Annotated in this window: 17 protein-coding genes and 1 riboswitch; of the genes, 14 read left to right on the top strand and 3 right to left on the bottom strand. The window is 44.4% G+C overall.

Annotation, left to right across the window (positions count from 1 at the left end):
- Positions 1-89 precede the first annotated feature (89 nt).
- Entirely contained in the window at positions 90-1,676 is a 1,587-nt protein-coding gene (locus MHI51_RS21530; RefSeq protein ID WP_405173248.1) for a helix-turn-helix domain-containing protein, read from the bottom strand.
- Positions 1,677-1,825: 149 nt separating this feature from the next.
- Here MHI51_RS21530 and MHI51_RS21525 point away from each other — a divergent pair, with 149 nt between their 5' ends.
- The 4 genes from MHI51_RS21525 to MHI51_RS21510 all read left to right on the top strand — a co-directional run bounded on the left by MHI51_RS21525 (position 1,826) and on the right by MHI51_RS21510 (position 5,503).
- Positions 1,826-2,185: a ferredoxin gene (locus MHI51_RS21525; RefSeq protein ID WP_076219783.1), complete on the top strand. Its 360-nt coding sequence runs from the start codon at positions 1,826-1,828 to the stop codon at positions 2,183-2,185.
- A gap of 243 nt (positions 2,186-2,428) precedes the next feature.
- Positions 2,429-3,583 carry an AI-2E family transporter gene (locus tag MHI51_RS21520; RefSeq protein WP_076127413.1) on the top strand — a complete coding sequence of 385 codons (1,155 nt, stop codon included), beginning with the start codon at positions 2,429-2,431 and terminating at the stop codon, positions 3,581-3,583.
- A gap of 19 nt (positions 3,584-3,602) precedes the next feature.
- Entirely contained in the window at positions 3,603-5,075 is a 1,473-nt protein-coding gene (locus MHI51_RS21515; RefSeq protein ID WP_076192267.1) for a carboxylesterase/lipase family protein, read from the top strand.
- 23 nt (positions 5,076-5,098) lie between these two features.
- Positions 5,099-5,503, top strand: a complete 405-nt coding sequence (locus MHI51_RS21510) for a VOC family protein (RefSeq protein ID WP_076192264.1) — start codon at positions 5,099-5,101, stop codon at positions 5,501-5,503.
- A 47-nt stretch (positions 5,504-5,550) separates the two neighbouring features.
- Here MHI51_RS21510 and MHI51_RS21505 read toward each other — a convergent pair whose 3' ends face one another.
- Complete coding sequence (locus MHI51_RS21505) at positions 5,551-7,053, bottom strand: N-acetylmuramoyl-L-alanine amidase family protein (protein WP_076219785.1); 1,503 nt, start codon at positions 7,051-7,053, stop codon at positions 5,551-5,553.
- 207 nt (positions 7,054-7,260) lie between these two features.
- Positions 7,261-8,433, bottom strand: a complete 1,173-nt coding sequence (locus MHI51_RS21500) for a substrate-binding domain-containing protein (protein ID WP_341003305.1) — start codon at positions 8,431-8,433, stop codon at positions 7,261-7,263.
- 209 nt (positions 8,434-8,642) lie between these two features.
- Positions 8,643-8,791, top strand: a riboswitch (FMN riboswitch).
- Between the two features lie 126 nt (positions 8,792-8,917).
- Here MHI51_RS21500 and MHI51_RS21495 point away from each other — a divergent pair.
- From MHI51_RS21495 to MHI51_RS21450, 10 genes are all read left to right on the top strand, one after another.
- Positions 8,918-9,874, top strand: coding sequence for a DMT family transporter (locus MHI51_RS21495; protein WP_076219781.1), 957 nt, complete (start codon positions 8,918-8,920; stop codon positions 9,872-9,874).
- A 244-nt stretch (positions 9,875-10,118) separates the two neighbouring features.
- On the top strand, positions 10,119-13,637 hold the full coding sequence (locus tag MHI51_RS21490) for a glycosyl hydrolase 53 family protein (protein WP_405173247.1): 3,519 nt from the start codon (positions 10,119-10,121) through the stop codon (positions 13,635-13,637).
- A gap of 142 nt (positions 13,638-13,779) precedes the next feature.
- Entirely contained in the window at positions 13,780-15,525 is a 1,746-nt protein-coding gene (locus MHI51_RS21485) for a sensor histidine kinase (RefSeq protein WP_076219960.1), read from the top strand.
- Between the two features lie 18 nt (positions 15,526-15,543).
- Complete coding sequence (locus MHI51_RS21480; protein WP_405173246.1) at positions 15,544-17,184, top strand: response regulator; 1,641 nt, start codon at positions 15,544-15,546, stop codon at positions 17,182-17,184.
- 107 nt (positions 17,185-17,291) lie between these two features.
- Entirely contained in the window at positions 17,292-19,010 is a 1,719-nt protein-coding gene (locus MHI51_RS21475; protein WP_076127426.1) for an extracellular solute-binding protein, read from the top strand.
- Between the two features lie 234 nt (positions 19,011-19,244).
- On the top strand, positions 19,245-20,135 hold the full coding sequence (locus MHI51_RS21470) for a sugar ABC transporter permease (protein WP_036676126.1): 891 nt from the start codon (positions 19,245-19,247) through the stop codon (positions 20,133-20,135).
- Between the two features lie 27 nt (positions 20,136-20,162).
- Positions 20,163-21,041 (top strand): carbohydrate ABC transporter permease, encoded by an 879-nt coding sequence (locus MHI51_RS21465; RefSeq protein WP_036676128.1) that lies wholly within the window; start codon positions 20,163-20,165, stop codon positions 21,039-21,041.
- Between the two features lie 2 nt (positions 21,042-21,043).
- Entirely contained in the window at positions 21,044-22,090 is a 1,047-nt protein-coding gene (locus tag MHI51_RS21460; RefSeq protein ID WP_306066879.1) for an arabinogalactan endo-1,4-beta-galactosidase, read from the top strand.
- A gap of 225 nt (positions 22,091-22,315) precedes the next feature.
- Entirely contained in the window at positions 22,316-22,972 is a 657-nt protein-coding gene (locus tag MHI51_RS21455) for a stage V sporulation protein AA (protein ID WP_076127430.1), read from the top strand.
- Between the two features lie 2 nt (positions 22,973-22,974).
- A complete protein-coding gene (locus MHI51_RS21450; RefSeq protein WP_036676132.1) occupies positions 22,975-23,400 on the top strand; it encodes a stage V sporulation protein AB in 426 nt (141 codons plus the stop codon).
- The last annotated feature ends 157 nt before the right edge of the window (positions 23,401-23,557 follow it).

Here is a 23,557-nt window from a genome sequence, read left to right as displayed (position 1 = left end):
TATGTATATTGATTATCATTCTCAATAAGAACTTTACAAGCTTCACCGGGTATTTACTATGGACGGATATGATCTCAGCTTATGCAAATTTATGATGTCATTACCCGTAGCAATTCTTGAAGCTGTGCCTGTGAGGACAGTGGGTCAAATCCGTAGAACATATCACCTTGGTTCAGAATATATACCCGTCCGTTACGTACTGCATCTAATTGCTTCCAAGCTTTAGAATGTAGTAGGCGAGTAAAACGTTGTCTTCCCTCAGAAGATGAAGGGATGCTGGTGATAATAATATGGTCAGCAGGAAACGATACGATATCCTCAATAGATGCCTCTAAATATCCGGAATCGGTGATCCCTTTTTCAATAATTACGGAGGGGGGCTTGAAGCCAAGATCACCGTATAAAATTTGGCAACCTCTGCCGAAGCTGCTACTGAAACAGTAGGCGGATCGGGAGCTAACCTCCCACACGATAGCTGTACCTCTCTCCATTCCTATTGCATGGTTTAATAACCCGTTGGCAGTAAGACAAAGACTGTCATAATGACTTAGCCACTGTTCAGCACGCTGTCGTCGATTCACAACCTCGGCAATCAGAACAAATTGCTCTCGCCAACTCATTTGCATAAAGGGCAGCTCAATAACCGGAGCAACAGGAGTCAGAATCTTATTGTCCGGTAGACTGTAGCCGATAATGACATCTGGCTTTACCGCAGCTACTGAGTCATAGAGTAATGAAAATTTGCCCTCGCTCATTTGAAGCTGTTTGGAAGCGGGAACTTGTTCCAAGCTATGTTGCCATTCGGAATAAACCCCGAGTTGAGGCATGATTTCCAGTACTCGCAGGCTAGCGGTGTGATTATAGTTCAGGGCAACGACCCGTTTATTCTTATTCTGGTAGGCTGTAGGTGAAACGCCAACAAGCTGCTTGAATTTTCGGCTCAAATAAGTTCCCTCTTCGTAACCAACCTCATGTGCCAAAGTAGTCAGATTGGGGGAACTGGTGAGAATTCGTTGCTGGGCTTTTCGGATTCTTAATAGTGTAATATAAGCACTGAAGGATAGACCTATTGATTTGCGAAAGGCTCGCGAAAAGTGCTCAGGGCTCACTTCAGCTAAAGCAGCCATTTGATCCCGTGTGATATCTTCATTGTAATGAGCTTCTATATACTCCGTCACTTGCTCCATCCAACTGCTTGATCTTTCTTTACGGGATGTCAGTTCACTATGAAGCTCCACTAGGAACTGGGTGAATAGCTGCTGGACCCTAAACGGCTTTTGCTTATCAGCGTCTATCCAGGCACTGTAAAGCTCACCTGCCAAGGCTGTCAAACGTGTAGAGGCATGGTGGACAGGGGAGTTGTCATTTATAAAAATGTCCTCATCTTTACTCTGGGGTATACAGGAATACTCAATCCATATCCCCTTTAACTGTAATTCAGGTTCCATCTTCAATAAAGAAGAACTACTAAGGGCTATTAAGCTTCCGGCCATGACCTTGTGTAGCTTACCGTCTATTTCAAGAAAACCTTTCCCATCCCAGATTATCATAAGGCTGGAATTAGTAGAAGGGATGTTCGGGGTTGTGCTGTTGGTTCTTCCCGATAAGCTGATGACCCGAAGGGGCATATAAAAAGGATGGGATGAATAAGGCATCCCGTCGGATTGGATCTGCATGTAGTAATCCCCTTCTTTTCATTGATAATCATTCTCATTTATAGTATAACAGTCTTTCTTACTATTGACTATAATGATGCTTATGATAGTGTTTAAAATAATCCACGAACGGAATAGGGTTAGCTGATAGGAAGGGGTTGAAGTCATCCATGACGACCTGGAATTTACAAGGAACTGTAAGTCACTTATTAATATGTAACGGTAGCAGCTGCAAGAAACATAAAGGTGAAGAGGTAGCTGAAGCGATAGAAGATGAGATTGAGAAGCAGGGCGCACAAAGTCTTATACATACGACTGTGACCCGTTGTAATGGAAGATGTTCAGATGCTTGTGTGGTGATCGCTTATCCCGAAGGTGTGTGGTACAAAGAGATTACACCTAAGCTGGCGAAATCATTAGTGCGGAAACATTTACAGGGGGAGAAGCTTGAAGGTCACGTGTTATACACCTATGATGGACAATTGATTGCTTCAAATGAAAAGGGCGCTAAAGGGAAAAAGAAAAAATAGCAAGGCTTGGGAGTACCTTTTAGTTGCGGTTCTAACCCTGTACAGAGGAATATCTCGTGCAGGGTTATTTATTTATAAACAGGGGAGGATTATGATTGAATCGGATCATGACCAGACTCGTAATAGGACTGTGTGCTTAATTAAGGACATCAAATTTGACTTGCAGGGCTAACGTTGACTATGCTATTAAAAAGTGAATGAAATAACACAGTATATATGATGGTTTATAGGGGAGAGGGTACGATGGAGAGGCTGCAGGTGTGGCCAGAGAAGTTCAAAAAATTTTTTCTGAATAATAAATTTGTAGTAGTGCTGCTCATTATGCTGCTGGTTGGAATTAATATTCTGGTATTCTCCAAAATACCGTTTATTTTTAAGCCGATATCAGTATTGCTGCACACCGTGGCCGCACCATTATTACTGGCAGGTATAGCTTATTATTTGCTGAATCCGTTGGTAGATCGGATGGAGAAAAGATCCCGAATAAAACGTGTATATGCAATAATCATCCTATATTTGTTGATTGCTGGTATCATCACGCTGGTTTTGTTTATGGTCATTCCAATTATACGGACTCAGCTATCAGGATTGATCGACAATTTTCCAAGGTATAGTGAATTAATTCAAGAACGGTTTATGGATCTGACCGGAACGGAGTTCTTTGGGCAAGTTCAAGACAGTATCGGAACGAACCTTAGTGAGATAACATCTAAGATAACAGCGTGGGGCAGTTCTTTTCTGAATAATGCCTTGACGGGTGTTGGCAGCTTTGTAGGAGCCCTTACAGAGATTGTCTTGGCGGTTGTAACGACGCCATTTATTTTGTTCTACTTGCTTCGCGATGGAAAAAAATTGCCGGATTATATTCTGAAGTTTGTACCTACTTCTCTGCAGCCGCAGACTCGTATGGTCATGTCGGAGATGAACAGTCAGGTATCCTCTTACATACGCGGGCAAATTATAGTCAGCTGCTGTATTGGTCTGCTGCTCTATATTGGCTATTTAATCATTGGTTTGGAGTACTCTCTCGTTCTGGCTATCGCTGCTGCTTGTACAGCAGTTGTTCCTTATCTGGGCCCGGCAATCGCGATTACACCTGCCCTAATTGTGGCGATGGTCACTTCTCCATTTATGCTGCTGAAGATGATTATCGTGTGGACAGCTGTTCAGCTGATTGAAGGGAAATTCATCTCACCACAGATCATGGGCAAGACGTTGAAGATTCATCCGATAACCATTATTTTTGTAATTATATTCGCAGGTAAAATGTTTGGAATTCTGGGGATTATCCTTGCAGTTCCGGGTTATGCGGTACTTAAGGTGGTATTTACACATCTTTTTGAATGGTTCCGGTTTCGATCCGGCTTATATAAACAGATTGAAGAGAATAAGGAATAATGTGGAAGGGTGAAATGTAATGGGAGGACCAATAGCAGTAACCTCTTACGGTAAGCTTCAAGGAATACAGGAGGGGGACGTGAACATTTGGCGCGGGATCCCTTTTGCAGCTCCACCTGTTGGAGAACTTCGGTTTCGTGCACCACAGCCACCAGAGGCCTGGGATGGGATTAGAGATGCTTCTGAATTTGGTCCAGTTAGTCATCAGCCAGCGGATACGAGAGGTACTCGGTTCGGTGGCAAGACGCCGCTTCATTCCGAGGATTGTCTGTATTTAAATATTTGGGCGCCAGCAGTTCATGATGAGCCCCTGCCTGTTATGTTCTGGATTCACGGGGGGACGTTTGTGACCGGGGCTGGAAGTCAGCCGCAGTTTGACGGCACAAGCTTCGCTGAGCGAGGCAAAGTAATTTTAGTGACCATTAACTATCGGCTGGGTCCATTTGGATTCATGAATTTGTCTCCATTTGGCCATGGGCTTGCTTCTAATCAAGGATTATTGGATCAAATTGCCGCGCTGGAATGGGTAAAACTGAATATTGCTGCTTTTGGCGGGGACCCGCAGCGGGTAACTGTATTCGGAGAGTCAGCAGGGAGTATGAGTATCGCAGCCCTTTTGGCTATGCCAGCAGCGAAGGGGTTGTTCGCTGGCGCGATTATGCAAAGTGGGGCTGCTCAGACACTGCCTAACGAGCAAGGAAAGTACATTGCAGCTGCACTGCTAGCTGAATTAGGGATTGCCCCAGATGGAGATGCCAGTCTTCTGCAAACATTTTCTTCTGAACAAATTATCGATGCAGCCGCAAGAATGACTAAAAAGTTAACGGGTGGCTCAATTGGCATGTTATTTCAGCCTGTCATTGATGGGGACATACTTCCTGTAGAACCAGCACAGGCTGTGGCAGAAGGATCGGCACATGGTATTCCGCTATTGATCGGAACCAATCGCGATGAGGGCAACTTGTTCTTCAGAGAAGAATCACCTGAGGCAGACTTTGACGAATCACTCAAGGCGCTGGAGCAGATGATGGGTACTGGGAGTCTGAAGGAAATTGCTAACCATTATTCTTCCACCTGGGAGGGACAAGCTGAAATTCTAACGGATCTTTACTTCTGGGCAACCTCGGTGTCTCTGGCGGAAAACCAATTGAATTATGCACCAGTCTGGATGTACCGTTTTGACGGCACGATCCCAGGGCATCCTTTGTTAAATAAAGCTGTGCATAGTGCAGAAATCGTTTATGCCTTTAATAATCTATCTCATCTAACCCATCTTAGGGCAGAAATTAATCCAACGATGCAGAAGTTGGCTGAAGTTATGCATGACGCTTGGATTGCTTTCGCTCATCAAGGAAATCCGGCTACAGCAGAGAGGGTATGGCCGAAATACAATCTGGAGGAACGGGCTACCTTGATCTTTGATGAAGATACGCATGTAGCTTATGATCCTGAGTCAGAGAAACGCAAAAGAATTGTCACTATGCTGGCTTAAGAAGTTTGAGAGGCTGAATAAAGATGCAGGTAGAAGGTTTTAACCATGTGACCGTAAATGTCAGTAATTTAGCAAATTCCCTGAATTTCTACACAGGAATTCTGGGCCTTCAGCTAGTTCATAGAGGTAAAACTGATGCTTATCTGGAATGGGGAAGTGCCTGGATATGTCTTCTTGAAAAGCCTGATTATATGGCGATTGCAGATAAAGGGGTCGGGGTAGATCACATCGCTTTTAGTATTGCAGAGGAACATTTTGAGGAAGCCGTCCAAGGATTGCAAACCCAGAATGTGCCCATAATTAGAGGGCCAATCAAACGGGGAATAGGCTGGACGGTCAATTTTCTAGATCCAGATGGTATACAGCTGGAGCTGCATACCTCGAATCTGCGGGAACGAATGAGTGTTTGGAACACTGCTACCGAATAAAGATGGGTGTCCTATCAGCCTAAACGGCTAATGGGACACCCATTTTTTTAACGACCTAAATATTCTTTGATTCCTAAAACTACTGCTTCGGCTATTTTATTTTGGATGTCCGGGGTAAACAGCAATGCTTCATCCTTGGTATTGCTTAAGTAACCACATTCTAATAATATTGCTGGCATTTTGGTTTCTCTTGTTACATGATAGTTTGCTTGACGAACCCCTCGGTCCTGCAGTCCTGTAGCAACTGCAAGGTATTTGTGAACGGTTTGAGCGAATAATAAGCTATCATTGCGTGTGTAATAGGTCTCTGTGCCACTAGGGTTACTTTTACTGCCCGCCGGAATACTATTGGCATGAACAGAGATAAATAGATCGGCTTTTACATTGTTGGCGAGGTTAGATCTGTCCTGTAGAGTTGGGTATGTATCGCCACTGCGCGTGAGTATAACCTCGATATTTGGTTCTTTCTTTAGTAATTCTGCAATTTTCAGTGCTGTCGGCAAGGTGAAATCTTTCTCTTTAAGCTTGTTAACACTTGAACTCCCTGGATCTTTCCCACCATGTCCTGCATCGATGACGATTATCTTCTTGTCTGTGTTGCCGGTAGAAGGTGGAGGAGTTGTAACCGGTACTTCTGGTAAGGTGGTTTCAGGAAGCGTAACGCTAGTCCCATTAAGATCCACAATAATAAGTCCATCATTAGCATTTATCAGACTGTAGCTATTAGCGCTGTTTAGATCAATGACGATCCGAATGGTAGATGGGGAACTGCTGAACAATGAATAGCGAACGGCAGAGACATTAGGATAGTCAGTAACCGTTAACTGTCCGCTTTGGTTCTTTCCTACGGACAGATTCTGATGGAAGTCGGTTCCAAAGCCAGTATTCGGTAAATCCACGACAATTCGGTCTTTGTCTGTCATAGTGAACACGGTAGGTTTTATAATGCCGTTCACTGCAATAACCAGCTGGTTATCGATGAAGCTTAGATTGGTGACTGTAGCTACTGAGCTATTCCCTTCATTTGCTGTATTCCCGTTTGATCCGTTGTCTGAAGGTGCTGTTGGAGTGGGTTGTGGAACCGTAATTTCCGGATCGCTTCCCCCAATCTCAGGTACTGGAGAGGTTAAATATACGGTTTTGGTTACATTGTCCCAACCGACAGTAGTTCCTGTCTGTTCCCCAACAAATCTTAAAGGAACAAGGGTTGTGCTGCCACTGAGAAACGGAGGATTGTCCAGTTTGACTTGTTTCCCTGAAGCTTCTGCCATCGTATTATCCACGATCAGCTTTAAAGTAGTTCCCTTTTGCTCAATGATCGCCGTCTTGGTCACATTATCCCATTTCACGGTATAACCAAGCTGTTCCGCAACAACACGAAGAGGAACCATTACACTGCCATTTACAATTTGTACCTGTGCTTCTTTTGAAATCTTAAGATCGTTGCCGTCTAGGTTGATGTGTGTTTCCGCAGAGCCGGCATAACCAGTTCCTGGATGAACCAGCACCAACAAAAGCAGCAGTAACGCCAAAAAACCAAACTTTTTCATCTGCAATCCCTACCATCCCCGTTTATTGGTCTCTAGCAATTCTTACTTTTTCTTCCTTTGATGCCGTTTAAGGCTCGTATAAAGTATAAACGACAATAGTTTCCAAAAGTTGCGCTCTACAACAGATAAAAAGGAAAATTTTCGGTATAAAAATAGAAAAAGAGCCTTCCCAAACATTTGGGATAGCTCTCATTTGCTAGAGAGATTTTATTTTAACGATGTATAACCTGTTTTCTCTACCAATTTCTGACCTTGAGCAGATTGAATCCAATCCAGAAAGGGCTGAATATTAGGGTTGTCGCTTCCCGCGGTCACTGCATAAAATTCTGTTGCCAAAGGGTACTGTCCACTACGAATACTTTCCTTGTCTGGTTGGATATCATCGATGGCCAGCAGGGCTATTTCCCCGTTTTGATTCATTTCTGAGGCATAAAATAAGAAGCTGTAGCCCAGTGCATTTTTATAGTTTCGATAGCTGGAGGTTTGTTGAATGATACCGCTCATAATATCCGCTACGTCTTCTTGAGGCGGCTTCATGAGTGGAGTGTCCTTCATAAACTTTTGCAACATCGTCTGGCTTCCGCTATCTTCAGGTCGTTGAAAAGCACGGATTCGGTTATTAGCTCCGCCTACATCTTTCCAATTTGTGATCTTGCCTGCGTAAATATCTTTAAGTTGAGCGGTGGAAAGTCCGGTTACGTCGTTTCGTTTGTTTACAAAAAATACGAAGGCCTCGCGGCCGATCGGCGTTAGCTTCAGTTCGACACCTTTGCGCTTAGCTTCTTTTTGTTGTGCAATTGACGGAGCCGCTACAAATATAATATCGGTTTCTCCTTCAATTAATCTCTTGTAAGCTTCAGGTGTGCTGCTGCAAATTACTTGACTTGTTTGAAAATCATACGGATTATAATAACCCTCAGGATAAGTAGATTGAACGAAAGCTGAATACAGTGGATAAAGTGCGGTCGCGCCGTCCAATCTTGGAAGATCGCTATCGATATGATAGGAAGAAGGTTCGTCCAGATTCACTGCTTTGGTCTTTTCAGCAAAGGGTTCATACTGTAGCAGATTAACCTCCCGATCATCGACCATGGCAATTCTGTTGACGTACGCTTGCTTGATCTCATATCCTGCGGTCGCGAGCAGACTAAGTCCGAGGATAGATAACAATACAATATTGCTTGTTCTTCGGGATAATACATTAAATATGATGAGTACAACATAGATGGCTAATACGATCGCTAAGATCGCCACAAGTGGGGTATAAAACAGCAGTCCTCCGTAAAGCGCAGTAATTATAGCACCTATGAATCCTAAAAAAGCTATTCCTCCAACGGCAAAAATGGAGAACAATAATTTCGTCCAGAATGCTTCTTTCATAACAACCTCCTCGACATGATTACTAAACTATGGAAAAATCAACATAATTTCATTATACAGAAGTTTTTTGGATGAAGCAGTAGAACAATTACGAATAAACATGTAATAAAATGCTGCGAAACATGAAAGTAATGTGTACATTTTCATAAAGTACTGGACGAATGGCAAGAAGAGGTTTATTCTGAGATTGTGAAAAAAACAACGGAATACAAGATTCTCGGGGTAGGGTGAAATTCCCGACCGGCGGTAATGTTCAAAGCGAACTGAGCCCGCGACTCACTTGTTCTGCTTGCAGAGAAGTGACTGATCTGGTGTAAATCCAGAGCCGACGGTAAAGTCCGGATGGGAGAGGATCATAAGATAAAGACGCTAGGAGTCTATCCTTGTACGTCTTTATTGATAATGCCCCCGAGTTTACCTTTTTGGTAATTCGGGGGTTTTTGGTCTCTTATCGAGGGTTTGTATCGACAAGGAGAAGGAAATTATGAGTAATGTTACAGCTTCATCATCATCTAAGGTTGGCAGTACATCAACGCTACGCAGTGGATTTTGGCTCGTTGTGATTGGTGCAGCATTATGGGGCGTTGATCCGCTCTTTCGTATCATCCTGTTAAAATCCTTAACCTCATCGCAAATTGTTCTTCTGGAGCATGTGGTGCTTTTCTTGGCTGCTTCACCTGTTCTTTGGCGTCACCGGGCGGAGCTTAAAGGAATTGGATTTCGCCAGATTGGTGCTTTATTGATTGTTTCATGGGGAGGCTCTGCCGGGGCGACGATCCTATTTACGATGGCACTTTCCAGTGGGGATTTGAATGCGGTGCTGTTACTGCAGAAGCTTCAGCCAATATTCGCTATCGGTCTCGCTGCTTTAATTCTTAAAGAACGTTTGCCAAAAAATTTCGGACCACTCATTGTGTTGGCGCTGGTAGGAACCTATCTGCTGACCTTTGGCTGGAGTATCCCTTTCGGACATGTGAATAACTTTATTGGGGTTAGCAGTCTGATGGCCTTGGGAGCAGCTGCACTGTGGGGGGGATCGACAGTCATGGGACGTTATCTGCTCGGTTCTATGAAATATGAGACAGTGACTTCGCTGCGGTTTATCCTTGCGCTTCCTTTACTTTTTGTTATCACTACGCTAGAAGGTGCCCCGTGGCAGATTCATGGCGGGTTTGGTGCATCGGCAGCTATTGCGGTTAATCTATTGCTGCAAGCTTTGCTGCCAGGACTTCTTAGTATGTTGTTGTATTACAAAGGACTTAGCACGACGAAAGCTTCCTTCGCCACATTGGCTGAACTCAGCTTTCCTATGACGGGAGTAATCATTAACTGGATCGTGTTCCAACAGCTGGTCACTATCCCGCAGATTCTCGGATTTGCCTTGATCTGGGTCGCTTTATTCTTTTTATCTAATCAACAGTCCAAACCACAAACGCTCTGAGCAGATTGAAGTGGAATGGTTCTACCTATATAAAGATGATTCGAAGCCGTATGGCTTTCGGATCATCTTTTTTTGTATGTGATTTTACTCCTTGCTTAGATCAAATCGACTGCAAAAACTGCTGAAATGTTTCTAACGTAACATATAGCAGAGTTAATAAAGCGTTTACAATTAGGGAGTGCACAAAATGACTGTGCTGCTGAGTACATAATCCATGATTAAATTATTTAGGAGGAAGCAGACATTGAAGAAATCATTTGTATTATTTATGATTCTGACCTTTCTTATTTCCCCTTTTACGTTTGGGCAGTCTGCTCAAGCGGCAGGAGATGAGAATATTGCCCTAGGAAAGCCTGCTATATCCGATAGTGAGCTTGCAGGATATGAAGCGGGTAACGCAGTAGATTCCGATGAATGGAACACACATTGGACGGCGAATGACGGGAGCTTTCCTCATTGGCTGGAAGTAGATCTGCAAGGTGCATATGATTTGTCAGGTGCAACCGTCATCTGGAATGCATGGAGTTACATTAATCAATATACGATTGAAGTATCACGTGATCATAAGGTATGGACAACAGTTGTAAACAAAAGTCAGAGCAGCAGTGTAGAGCAAACTCAGTACAATGCTTTTAAGCTGCGGAATGTTTCTTATGTAAGGGTCAACCTGACCGGCATCAACGGCGGAAAATGGGCAGCCATTAATGATCTGAAGGTCTGGGGTGTTCCCGCAGCCAGCGCGCCGCATGAGCCGGCACAGGGTGAAATACAAACTGTTCTGCCAGTACGGTTGAACACGGAAATTGGGCAAGCCCCTGAGCTTCCAAGTGTTGTAACTGTGGTATATAGCAATTCTGACACGGAGGATGCTCAGGTTGCTTGGGATGTGATCCCGCCAGCAGAGTATTCCCGTCCCGGAACCTTTACAGTAAGCGGTTCTATCTCAGGTACTGTGCAGAAGGCAGTGGCGAAGGTAACGGTAGTAGGTGACAGCAGCACGCCTATTGTTGGATTTGAGAGTATAAATGTCAGCACAATTACGGATGTGCCTGCTTTATTGCCATCAGCGGTAACGGCTATATACGAAGATGGGTCAAGCAAACAGCTGCCTGTAACCTGGGATGACCTTACTGAAGCGGAGTACGCGGTTGAAGGAACTTACAGCGTAATGGGGAAAGTTGCAGGGACAGACCTACAACCCACAGCTGATATTCAGGTTACTCCGCTTGTGCTGCAATCCGGGTTCATAAAAGGTGCGGACATTTCCACACTGGAAGCGATTGAGGATGCCGGTGGAAAGTATTACGACAATGGAGTAGAAAAGGATTTGCTGGATATTCTTAAAAGCCGGGGTGTAAATTACATTCGGCTGCGTTTATGGAATGATCCTCAGGAAGCTGGCGGCTATAATGACCGTGAGCATGTTGTGGAAATGGCGCAGCGTGTCAAAGCCAAAGGCTTTAAGCTGTTGCTTGATTTCCACTACTCTGATTTCTGGGCTGATCCCGGAAAGCAAAACAAGCCGGGAGCATGGGCGGATTACTCCTATGATGAATTGAAGCAAGCGGTATATGACTATACCAAAGATGTTATGGATGAGCTAAAGGAAAAGGGAGCTTCACCCGATATGGTCCAAATCGGAAATGAGATTAATGGGGGCTTGTTATGGCCTGACGGCAAATCCTATGATCAAGAGAATGCTTTTGAGAAGGTTGTTCCGCTTCTGGAGAGCGGAGTGAAGGGAGTTAGAGACAGCGAGGGTGCAGGTCAGGATATCAAAATTATGATCCATCTTGCTGAAGGTGGCAAAAATGATATGTTTCGTTGGTTCTTTGACGAATTAACGCAGCGGAATCTTGATTATGATGTGATCGGCGCGTCCTTTTATCCGTATTGGAGCGGAACGATGGATAGCCTGCAGTTTAACTTGGACGATATCTCTAAACGATATGGTAAAGAAGTGATTGTGACGGAAACCGCGTATCCTTACACGCTGGAGGACGGCGACAATTTTGAGAATAACATCGCCCGCCAAGATCAGCTGGACGGCAGTGGCTTCCCAGCTACGGTTGCAGGTCAAATGGCGGAGGTCAAAACAGTAATGAATGTATTGTCCAAAGTACCCGATGGTAAAGGAACAGGCTTGTTCTATTGGGAACCAGCTTGGATTCCAGTGCAAGGTGTAGGCTGGAAGGTAGGCGAAGGAAATGCTTGGGAGAATCAGGCAATGTTCGATTTTGCAGGGAATGCACTCTCTTCATTAAATGTCTTCAAAACCCCGGTGGCCGGTGAGGGGAGCGAAGAGGAACCCGGAACGGGAGGGAATCCTGGCACTGGTGGGGAACCCGGAACGGGAGGAAATCCCGGCACTGGCGAGGAACCCGGAACGGGAGGGAATCCCGGCACTGGCGAGGAACCCGGAACGGGAGGGAATTCCGGCACTGGCGAGGAACCCGGAACGGGAGGAAATCCCGGCACTGGTGAAGAACCCGGAACGGGAGGAAATCCCGGCACTGGTGAGGAACCCGGAGCAGGGGTTAATCCTGATCCTATCATCACCGTTAGAGATTCAAGCGTTGTAAATTCAGCAAATAAAGCAGTGGTCGAACATACAACGGCAGGACAACTTCAGGTGAAGGCACAAGCAGGAATTTCCGGCATAGCTGATATCACGCTAAGTATAGAGGATATCAATAAGGCGTTGTCGAGGCTTCCGGCGGATGGAAAACTGGTTATTTCTGTTCTGCCATCGACGGGAGAGCTTAAGGGAGCAGTCGTTCATCTTCCGTTGAGTTCTATACTAGAGCAGGGCAAACATCCTCAAATAGTAATTGTATATGGGACGGCCTCTGTTACGGTTTCTACGGAAGCTAGTGCAGGAATTATAAAGACGGGAGCTAAGGAACTAACGCTCTCACTGGTTCAGGTAGCTACGCCAACCTTGCCTTCACCATTGGCAACTGGAGCAAAAGACTATCCGGCCTATAACATCCATGTGTCAGTAGACGGGACTTCTATCGATGTTTTCAAAAAAGGAGCAATATCGGTAGCCTTCCACTACAAGCTGAAGCTCGGGGAGCAGAGCCAGCGGATTGCTGTTTATTCGATACTTGCTGATGGAAAACTCGAAGTTATCAAAGCTGTGCGGTACAACCCAACCGCGGAACAGATTGTGTTTAATCCAAGTCATTTCAGCATTTATGCTGCGGGGTACGCAGAGGTGGGGTACACAGATTTAAAAGCAGCAGATTGGGCCACGTTAGCGATTGAATCCTTGACGGCTAAAGGGATCGTGCAAGGAATAGGAAACGGAATCTTTAATCCGCAAGGGGAGGTTACACGCGCTGAATTTGTCAGCATGCTGCTGTCCGCGCTGGAGTTAAATGCAGAAAGAGGAACAGGCAGTTTTAAAGATGTGAACCTTGATGCGTGGTATAGCTCTGCTGTGAATACTGCTGGGAAATTGGGTGTTGTACAAGGACATACGGATGGCACTTTTGGCCCGAATGATAAATTGTCCCGTGAAGAAATGGCAGCTATTTCATACCGTGCGCTTAAGCTGGCGGAGAAAGTGAACGGTCAGAAAGATTTGAACGTTATTTCTTTTAAAGATAAAGACCTGATCTCGTTGTATGCCAGTGAAGGGATAACAGCGCTTGCGCAGGCTGGGATTATCAATGGATTCGAAGATGGCAATTTCCGCCCGCAAGCCCATACAACACGCGCTGTAGCGGCTTACATCATACTCAATCTTTTGCAGTAATAATAGGCAGACAGGCAATAACTGTGCTCGAAAAGGCAGTTAGGGCCTGTCTTTACCACATTTTTTAGATATTTATCTTTTCGCAAGTAGGGATTGTTTGTACAATAGGGGCTATGACATTTGAGCCGGAGAGTGAAGGAACGTGTATAGATATAATTTATTTACCAAAATCGTGAGTATCATGGTCATTATGCTGATCCCGATAACCATCCTTTACTTCTATTCTAATAAAACGACCACGGATGTGCTGCGTACGGAGTTAAATACTTCGAATAATAATCAGCTTAGTTTTTTTCAGAATCAGGTAGAAAGTAATATGGAGTTATTGTCCTCGTGGCCGATTCTGCTGATCCATGATCCTGATATCCTCAGCCTTAAGGATACTTATCTGGAAAAAGGGCGTTTGAATCTGGATACGATAAACCTGATCAAACGGATTCAGACCAAAATCAGCATTCAAGAAAGCTCCTCCAATTGGAAGAGTAAGCTATATTTATACTCCCCGTCCATTCATCGTATGGTGTCTGAAAATGATGCGAAGTTATACGAAGATGAGGATCTGAAGCGGGAAGTGAAGTCGGGCTGGCATGTGGAGAAAATCGAAGGGCAGGAGGGTGACCGCTTCGTATTCTCATGGTTTTCTTTTACACCCTTTATGTCAGAATTCGCTCCGGAAAAAGTCAAAACGGTTATGAAGGTAGAGTTCGACAGCCGGAACATAGAAGATATGCTGGATAAATTCAAAAGTGATGGCAGAAGAGATCCTTTTTATTATAAGCAGGGAACAGGACTTATTTTTAACCGCAGTGCCGACAAGGTGTTAGCTAAAGAATTGGTAGACAGGCTGGAAGAGACCCAGCTGAAGCCTAGTGAGAATCGCACGGTCAAAATAGAAGGTGAATCCTACAGTGTAAATATCGTCTATTCGGACAAAATGGGCTGGTATTTGATCGACTATATGCCGCTGACGGAAATCCTACATCCGATCCTGACCTCTAATCGTTTATTTTATTTTGCGATCAGTGCTTTGTTGTTAATGAGCTGTCTCGTAGCCTATCTATTATATGTTCAAGTGCAGGTGCCTATAAGGTTATTGGTTGGAGGCTTTCAACGGTTGAAGCAAGGGGATTATTCTGCGCGAGTGGAGATTAAAGGGAAGAATGAATTCAGCTTCCTGTCCGGCCGGTTTAACAGTATGGTAGAACAGATTCAGATGCTGATCGAGAATGTGCTGATGGAGAAAATCCATGTTCGCGAAGCCCGCTTAAAGCAGCTTCAATCACAGATAAATCCACATTTTTTCTATAATTGCTTCTCCTTTATTACAAGTATGGCGAAGCTCGATAATATGGGGGCAGTCGTTGGGATGTCGCATAATTTGTCCCGATATTACAGATACACCACTCGTCAGGAACGTGATTTGGTTGCGCTGTCTGAAGAGGTGGAATTTGTGAATCATTATCTGGAGATCCAGAAGATGAGGATGAGCAGACTTCGTTATGAGATCAATATCCCACCGCAAATGCGCAAAAGAGAGCTTCCGCCGCTCGTGCTGCAGCCTTTGGTGGAGAATGCGGTTATACATGGAATTGAGCCCGTCGCCAAAGAGGGACTGGTGCGGATTACGGGTTCCTGTGCAGGCAGAGAAATGACGCTTACGGTTGAAGATGATGGTCAGGGCATGACGCCAGAGGAAATTATAGAACTGGAAAATAAACTAAGCAGGGCGATGGATGAAGAAATGGGCTGCGGTCTATGGAATGTGCATCAGAGAATGCGGCTGCGTTTTGGGGAGACGTCTGGCTTGCGCATCTCGCCTTCTCCGCTTGGAGGATTACAGGTGACACTGCAGTGGTTGCTGCCCTACACAGACAATGAAATGGAATGACATCTAGGAGGGGAAAGAATGATAGAGCTGTTGTTAGTTGATGATGAGCCCTATGTTACGGAAAGTTTAGCCCGTACTATTCCATGGGCTGAAATCGGGGTAAAGCAGGTGCATCAAGCGGCATCGGGTGCTGAAGCTCTGCAAATTATGGAACAGCAGGCTATAGATATTATGGTTACGGATATTTCAATGCCAGGAATGACTGGCCTGCAATTAATTGAAGCCGTGAGCGAGAAATGGCCAAATATTCGGTCCATTTTATTGACAGGTTATTCCGATTTTCAATATGCGAAAAAAGCTATTCAACTGCAGGCATTTGATTATATTTTGAAGCCGGTAAGTGATGATGAGTTTATCAAAAGCGTATCCAGTGCGATTGAATCTTTGAAAGACGAATGGGAAGCTCATGATAGATATCATTTGCTGCTGTATAATCGCAAAGCCGATTACAGTGTTTTGCGGGCTAATCTGATGCATGAATTGCTTCTCGGCAGGGTGCTGTCTGAGCGGACACTAGCCATTAAGCTGAAGGAATATGAAATCTCCTTCCAGCCGGATGCTGAAGCGGCGATGCTGCTGATTCAGCTGGGTAAACATTATGCCGCAATGGATCACCATTCGGTCTCTCTCATGGAATATGCGATCGGCAACATTGCCGAGGAGCTTTTTAAGGAACAGTTCCATGTCTGGTTCTGCAAAGCGCCGCATGATTGCTTGATTCTGCTTGTTGAATTAAAGCCGGCAGTACAGCAGGAATTGGAGCAAATGGCTAACTATGAAGCTGCAAGGCAGCAAATCCTAAAAGCGGTGATCGCGAATTTCCGAATTAGTGTAAGCAATTACCTCAAGGGTGAGATTTCACTGATTGTAACAGAGTGGTTCACCTTTCCGGAGGGGATGACGGCTGCCTATAGAAGCGGTCTTAGCTCGATGTATTTGGCAGCACATGATGAATCCAGCTCCGTGCTGTTTTTGGATGACCGCCAGCATCAGGAGACGATCAGCATGAAATCGCTCGAATGTCTTTATCGTCCACCTACACTCATTCATCTGCTGGAATCCAAACAATGGGATTCAGCAAGGCAAAAAATTGCTGACGTGTTCCGGGATATGGAGAATGCACGGTTTTCCAGTGAACATCTGTACGAGGTCTTTCTATCGATAACCAATGCATTTATGTATATAGCGCATAAGAGTGGTCAGTTCATCTCCAAGATCGACCAATACGCTTTAGATCCGTTGTTGACGCAGAGTATTATTGTTTCTTTTGATAAGCTTAAAGATTGGGCGTTTGATATGCTCGATAAGCTTCAGAAGGAGCTATCCGAAAGCGATCAGAATACGAAAAGTTATATTATCAAGCAGGTGCATGAGCTGGTAGGAAACCATTCGGGGCATGAGCTGTCCGTCAAAACCATTGCCGATCATGTATATTTGCATCCAGTCTACTTGTCCAAGATTTATAAAGCTGAGACTGGGGAAGGACTTGGGGACTATATTATTCGGATGCGGATGGAACGGGCACTTTATCTGCTTAAAAATACGAATAAAAAAATCTATGAAATTACCTCTGAGCTTGGATATCAGAATCCGCAATATTTCAGTAAGATGTTCAAAAAACACTACAATATGACACCAAATGAATTCCGGGACGGATAGAGGTTGAGAAAGGTGCAGAAACCTTGTTTAAATGACGTATTCGGGTTCAGCGTCGTTCCCTATAATTAAAATGTAACCAACACTTATGGAATCCAAGGGGGAACAAAATGAGCGCGATGAAGAGAAAAAGATGGCTGCCGCTCCTGTGCATGAGCATGCTTTTGGCGGGTAGCCTTGCGGGCTGTTCAGGCAATAACGCTGCTAACAGTAAAGACACTGCTGGAGATAAAGCAGCTGGTGAAGCGACTGCAAATACAGCTTCCAATTCTGAAAACGCCTACAAGGATAAATACGATCCTGAGGTGACATTTACAACCGCATGGGGCGTAGACCCTGAGCTGAAATTCAAAAACGGTGAAAGCATTGAGAATAACGTGGCTACAAAATGGGCTAAAGAAAAATTCGGCATCAATATTAAGTCCCTTTGGTCCATCACAGATACGAACGGCGCATTTGGTACGAAGCTGCGTTTATCCATGTCTTCAGGTCAGGACATGCCTGATGTCGTAACCATCGGTACAGCCGACAACACGATTGCACAGGATTTGATCGATTCCGGCATGTATGCAGATGTAGGAACTTTGTTTGATAAATATGCTTCAGATACTTGGAAAGAAGCGATGGCACAGGATCCTAACGTTTGGAACCAATACAGCCGTGATGGCAAAAGAATGGGCCTGCCTGTTCTCGATTATGCATATAACCATGATTACATTCTGTGGATCCGCCAAGATTGGCTGGATAAGCTGAATATGCAAGCCCCTAAGACGATCGATGAGCTGGAAAAAGTGATGGATGCGTTCAAGAATCAGAACCCTGATGGTTTGGCACCAGACAAGGTAACTCCACTTAGTATCGGCTTCAAAACAACGATGAACACTTGGATGGGCGATCCATCTTGGATCTTTGGTGCTTACGGAACCTTGCCACAGCAATGGAATCTAGATGCTGATGGTAAACTAGAATACGGCTCAGTAAATGCTGGCATGAAGCAAGGGCTTGAAAAACTGAAGGAATGGTTGGCGAAAGGTTATATTCCTCAGGAAGCAGCTCTTTGGGATGAGAACAAAACTGCCGAACCAGCAGTTGCAGGTACAGCAGGGATTCTCCCGGGTCCTTACTGGATGAGCGGCTGGCCGCTTCAGGATACCGTGAAGAACTCTCCAGATGCAGTATGGGCTCCAATTGAAATTCCAGCGGGTCCAGATGGAAAGGTTATGCGTCATGGCACACAATTCACTAACGGTGTAACTTTGATCAGCACGAAAATGAAAAATCCAGAAGCCTTCTTTACTTATCAAAACTATCTGTTCGATAACTTTGCTAATCCAACGCCAGGCAGTGAACTGGATAACGGTCTTTTTGCAGGATATGACTATGAGCTAGACGCGAACGGCAAGATGATCGAAAATGATAAAATTGCTGGCGGTTATGTGAATAGTGTTCGTTATATGCTGGTTCGTGACGGTGCCCGGATCCCGGATGCCCAAATGAAAGCACTCCTTAACCTGGCAGATGGCGCAGAGCCAACAACCCGTCTGGAGAAGGACGTAGCTGTGAATTATGGTAAAGATACCCCTGCGGCTGCCAAAGTTCTGCTGGCGCAAGAGGATAAATCCTTTAAGAATATGTTCACAGGTCCTACGACCGAAACTATGAAATCGAAGATGGACTATCTGAACAAAATTGAGAACCAAACGTTTAATGAAATTATCTATGGCAACAAACCGCTGGATGCATTTGATTCCTTTGTAGCAACCTGGAAATCAGGTGGTGGCGATCAAATCACTAAAGAAGTTAACGAATGGTATGACAGCGTAAAATAAGGTTTGGATTTAGTTTGACTAGGTAAAAAGCAGTAAACGGGACCGTCTCTTCAGCCGTAGCATTAGGCTTTAGGGAGGGTCCCTGTTTGCGTTTGAAGTCCTCTTTTTTCAATGTGATAAAGAGATTGCTTTTGTACCATATATATTGGTTTTGCCCGCTATTTGAGGAATTCGGGCGTTGCTATAATTTGAGTATGGTTACAGAAGAACTTGACAAGATATGGGGGACCAAGGATGAGAACACTAAAAAAAACATGGCCTTTTCACTTGATGTTATTGCCGGCGATGATATTCCTGATCATCTTCAGCTTTATTCCAATGGGCGGAATTGTGATGGCATTTCAGGATTATAAGCCATGGCTTAAAATTTCAGGCTCGGCATGGGTTGGATTGGACAATTTCCGTTATCTATTTGAACGTAATGACAGTATGCAGGTCATTTGGAATACATTGATTATTGCTGTTCTAAAAATGATTTTCAATCTGGCTGTACCGTTTGTATTCGCCATTTTGTTAAATGAGATTCGCAAGGTATACATACAGCGTACTATTCAGACACTGGTATACTTGCCTCACTTTTTATCTTGGGTTATTCTCGGCGGGATCTTGCTGGATTTGCTTGCTACAGATGGTTTTGTCAATCAGATCTTAGGCAGCATGGGCTTCAAACCAATCTTTTTCTTAGGCGATAACAACTGGTTCCGGTTCACAGTTATTCTCACAGATGTGTGGAAGGAATTTGGTTATAATACGATCGTTTTCTTAGCTGCTCTAGCAGGAATCAATCCATCATTATATGAAGCTGCTGAAATAGACGGCGCTAACCGCTGGAAGCAGACACGTTTTATCACAATGCCATCTCTATTGCCAATGGTTGTGGTGGTAGGTACCTTGGCTCTCGGAAATGTATTGAACGCAGGGTTTGACCAGATTTTTAACCTCTACAATCCACTGGTCTATCAGAAAGGCGATATTATTGATACCTTCGTGTACCGCACGGCTATTCTGAATGGTGAGATGGGCTTTGGTACGGCAATCGGACTGTTTAAGTCGGCCATTAGTATGATCCTAATTCTCGTCTCGTACAGTTTGGCTAAGAAGTGGGCAGGATATCGCATTTTCTAATCTACCAAAGGAAGAGGGAGACAACTTATGTATTACAAAACAAGAGGTTATCGTATATTCAACGTGTTTAATACTTGCTTTCTAATCCTGCTCGCACTGATGTGTATTGTACCTTTGATTCACGTGCTGGCTGTATCCTTTAGCGCGAAGTCGGCAGCGGATGCCAATTTGGTAGGATTATGGCCAAAGCAGTTCTCTCTGGAAGCTTATAAAAAGACAATAAACAATCCGATCTTTCTACACTCCATCTGGGTATCTGTTCAAAGAACCATACTCGGGACTGGACTTACACTTTTAATTACTTTTTTGGCAGCCTATCCGTTATCCAAAGAAAACTCAGCCTTCAAGGGCCGTAATGTTTACTCTTGGTTGTTCGTTTTCAGTATGGTGTTCAACGGTGGATTGATTCCATTTTACATTGTGATTCAAAAGATTGGTTTGATGGATTCCTTCTGGGTACTTGTTCTGCCAGGTGCGGTAAATACGTTCTTGGTGATTCTGATGCTGAACTTCTTCCGTGGTATTCCAAAAGATCTGGAGGAGGCCTCGCTAATAGACGGAGCCGGACATTTCCGTACGTTGTTCAGTATTTACTTGCCGATTTCTCTGCCGTCGATCGCTACGATTGCCTTGTTCAGCATGGTATTCCATTGGAACTCCTGGTTCGATGGACTATTGTATTTGAATAATTCCAAGCAATTTCCACTGGCGACATTCCTGCAGACGGTTATCATTCAACGGGATATGAGCTCCATGAGCATCAATCCAAAGGAAATGGAGCTGATCTCGCAGACGACGGTGAGAGCCGCGCAAATATTTATCGGAGCCGCTCCAATTTTGATCGTATATCCTTTCCTGCAAAAATATTTTGTTAAAGGGATGACACTTGGTTCTGTAAAGGAGTAGCAATGATGACAACCACATTTATCAATGGAATGGATATCTCGTTTCTGGATGAAATTGAGCAGGGTGGAGGAGCGTATTACAGCGGTGCTGTAGAGTCCGTTGAGAACGCTGAGGATTTGCTCTACATTCTGAAGGACAATGGCGTGAATGCCATCCGGCTGCGGATTTGGAATGATCCTCCGGGCGGCTTCTGCAATCTAGAACGTACGCTGATTATGGCTAAGCGAATTAAAGAAGCAGGACTTAACTTTCTGCTGGATTTTCATTATTCGGATAAATGGGCAGATCCTGCTAATCAATCGAAGCCAAAAGCTTGGGAGAACCTTGATTTTACGGGTTTAACATCAGCTGTATATGAGTATACTCGTGAGGTTCTTGAGTTTTTGCAATCTCAAGGCACTATGCCCGACATGGTGCAGATCGGTAATGAGATTACTCCAGGCATGTTATGGAATGAAGGCAAGGTGGATGGAGAGTGGGATACTACGGACCAATGGGAACAGTTCATTACACTGGTTCAAGCAGGAATAGCGGGCGCAAAAGCTGTTGCTTCTGATTTGTCCATCATGATCCATATTGACCGTGGTGCTGATCATCCAGCCAGCCGTAACTTTTATGATCGGTTTTTCGAGCATGGCGTAAATTTTGATGTAATCGGATTATCTTTTTATTCTTGGTGGCACGGCACGCTGGATGACTTGCGATCTAACCTGAATGAATTGGCGGTGCGGTACAATAAGGATATTATTGTTGTTGAAACAGCTTATCCTTGGACGCTGAATGCACCTGAAGGTTTCCCCTTAATAGTAAGTGAGGAAAAGCAGCTGCATGAAGGTTATCCGGCTACAGTAGAGGGACAGACTAAGTATATGAAAGATTTTATTAGTGTAATTGAGAATATACCTAACGGTAAAGGTATCGGGTTTTATTATTGGGAGCCAGCCTGGGTTCCTTCGCAAAAGGAATGGTCCGTGGGACATGAGAATGGTTGGTCCAATCTGACCCTGTTTGATTTTGCGGGAGGGAAATTGGATTCGCTCGAATTCTGACGTATTTAGGATTGAAACAAGAAGACAGCTTAAGGTTAATTACCTTGAGCTGTCTTCTTTTTAATTTCCAGAAGAAGGGTTAGCCTTTCCTGATACCTATAAACAAGCAACATTTCAGTATTTCAAGAAATTGATACAGAGCAGCAAGAGTAAAAATAAGGCTTTACTCCCATACTACCGTTATCTTGGACCTGAGCTTCACCATAACCTTTAGGAGGAATGCGGATGAAACAACATTCTGCTCCCACCATCTATATACAGCTTAAAAATCGGGTGATGGTTCCCAAGGGTAAAGGTGTCACGTTGGGTGATATTGCTTTTTTGATAGCGGAGCCTGAGCTGAAAGAGTCGTTGGAGACAATTCTCTTAATGAAGCCGGAGCAAAGTGACGGCAATCTGATTTTGATTGATCTGTTGATGGTTATCCCCCGGATATATGAACTTATACCGAATGCGGACATTGAACCGATCGGTGAAGGGAGGACGATTGTGCAGATTGAGAGTCAGGTGGAGAGACGGAAACCTTCGGTGGCGATGTTTGTTTTAGTGTGGCTGCTGCTTTTCTTTGGGTCTGCTCTGACAATTATGAACTTTCATGCTGATGTAAATATGCTGGAGGTACAAATTCGAATTGTGGAGATGCTAACGGGTCATCGGGATGAGCATCCCTATATATTTCAGATTGCTTATTCTCTGGGCATCGGGTTTGGGATGGTCATTTTTTTCAACCATTTATTTAAAAAGAAGTGGAATGAGGAACCTACTCCGCTGGAAGTGGAAATGTATCTGTATCAGAAGAACATCGACCAATATGTCATCAATGAGGAATACAGCAAGATGAGGCGCCGCAGTGAAAACCAATCTGAGAATAGGGAGGACTGAAGATGACGGCACCCATAGCACTGGGACTAAATTTGCTGCTGGGCATTGCGGGTGGTATTGCTGTAGGCGGTGGAGTGATCGCTCTATTTGTTGTGCTGGATATGGTGCCGCGTCTGGCGCAATTAACCTCTTCTTACGATAAAGTTCATTGGTATGAAGGCGCAATGGTTGGTGGATCTTTAGTAGGTACTGTTAGTGATTTTTGGAATTGGAAAATTACCTCAGGTCCTCTAGTTGAACTTGGTGTAGGACTATTTGATGGGATTTTTGTCGGGATGCTCGCTGCAGCATTGACCGAGGTATTAAATGTGCTGCCGATACTCGCTAAACGCTTAAATATGACACATTATCTATTCGGTCTGTTAATGGCGATGGTGAGTGGGAAGGTCGCGGGTTCTTTGTTCGACTGGTTTGTATACCGACAGTAAACAGGGGGTTAGGAAATGAGCAAGTTTATTCACAGCGGTGATTCTGCACCGGAAGATGACCATCTGGAAGATAATGCTTCAGCTGCTGCAGCAATGAAGATAACTGCAGAGGATCTAGTTGCAGATCACACAGAACCTGAGGGCGCTTCAGCTATCG

Source organism: Paenibacillus sp. FSL H8-0260 (genome assembly GCF_045040625.1).
Classification (GTDB): domain Bacteria; phylum Bacillota; class Bacilli; order Paenibacillales; family Paenibacillaceae; genus Paenibacillus_AQ; species Paenibacillus_AQ odorifer.
This window is presented reverse-complemented; position numbering and strand designations above follow the sequence as displayed.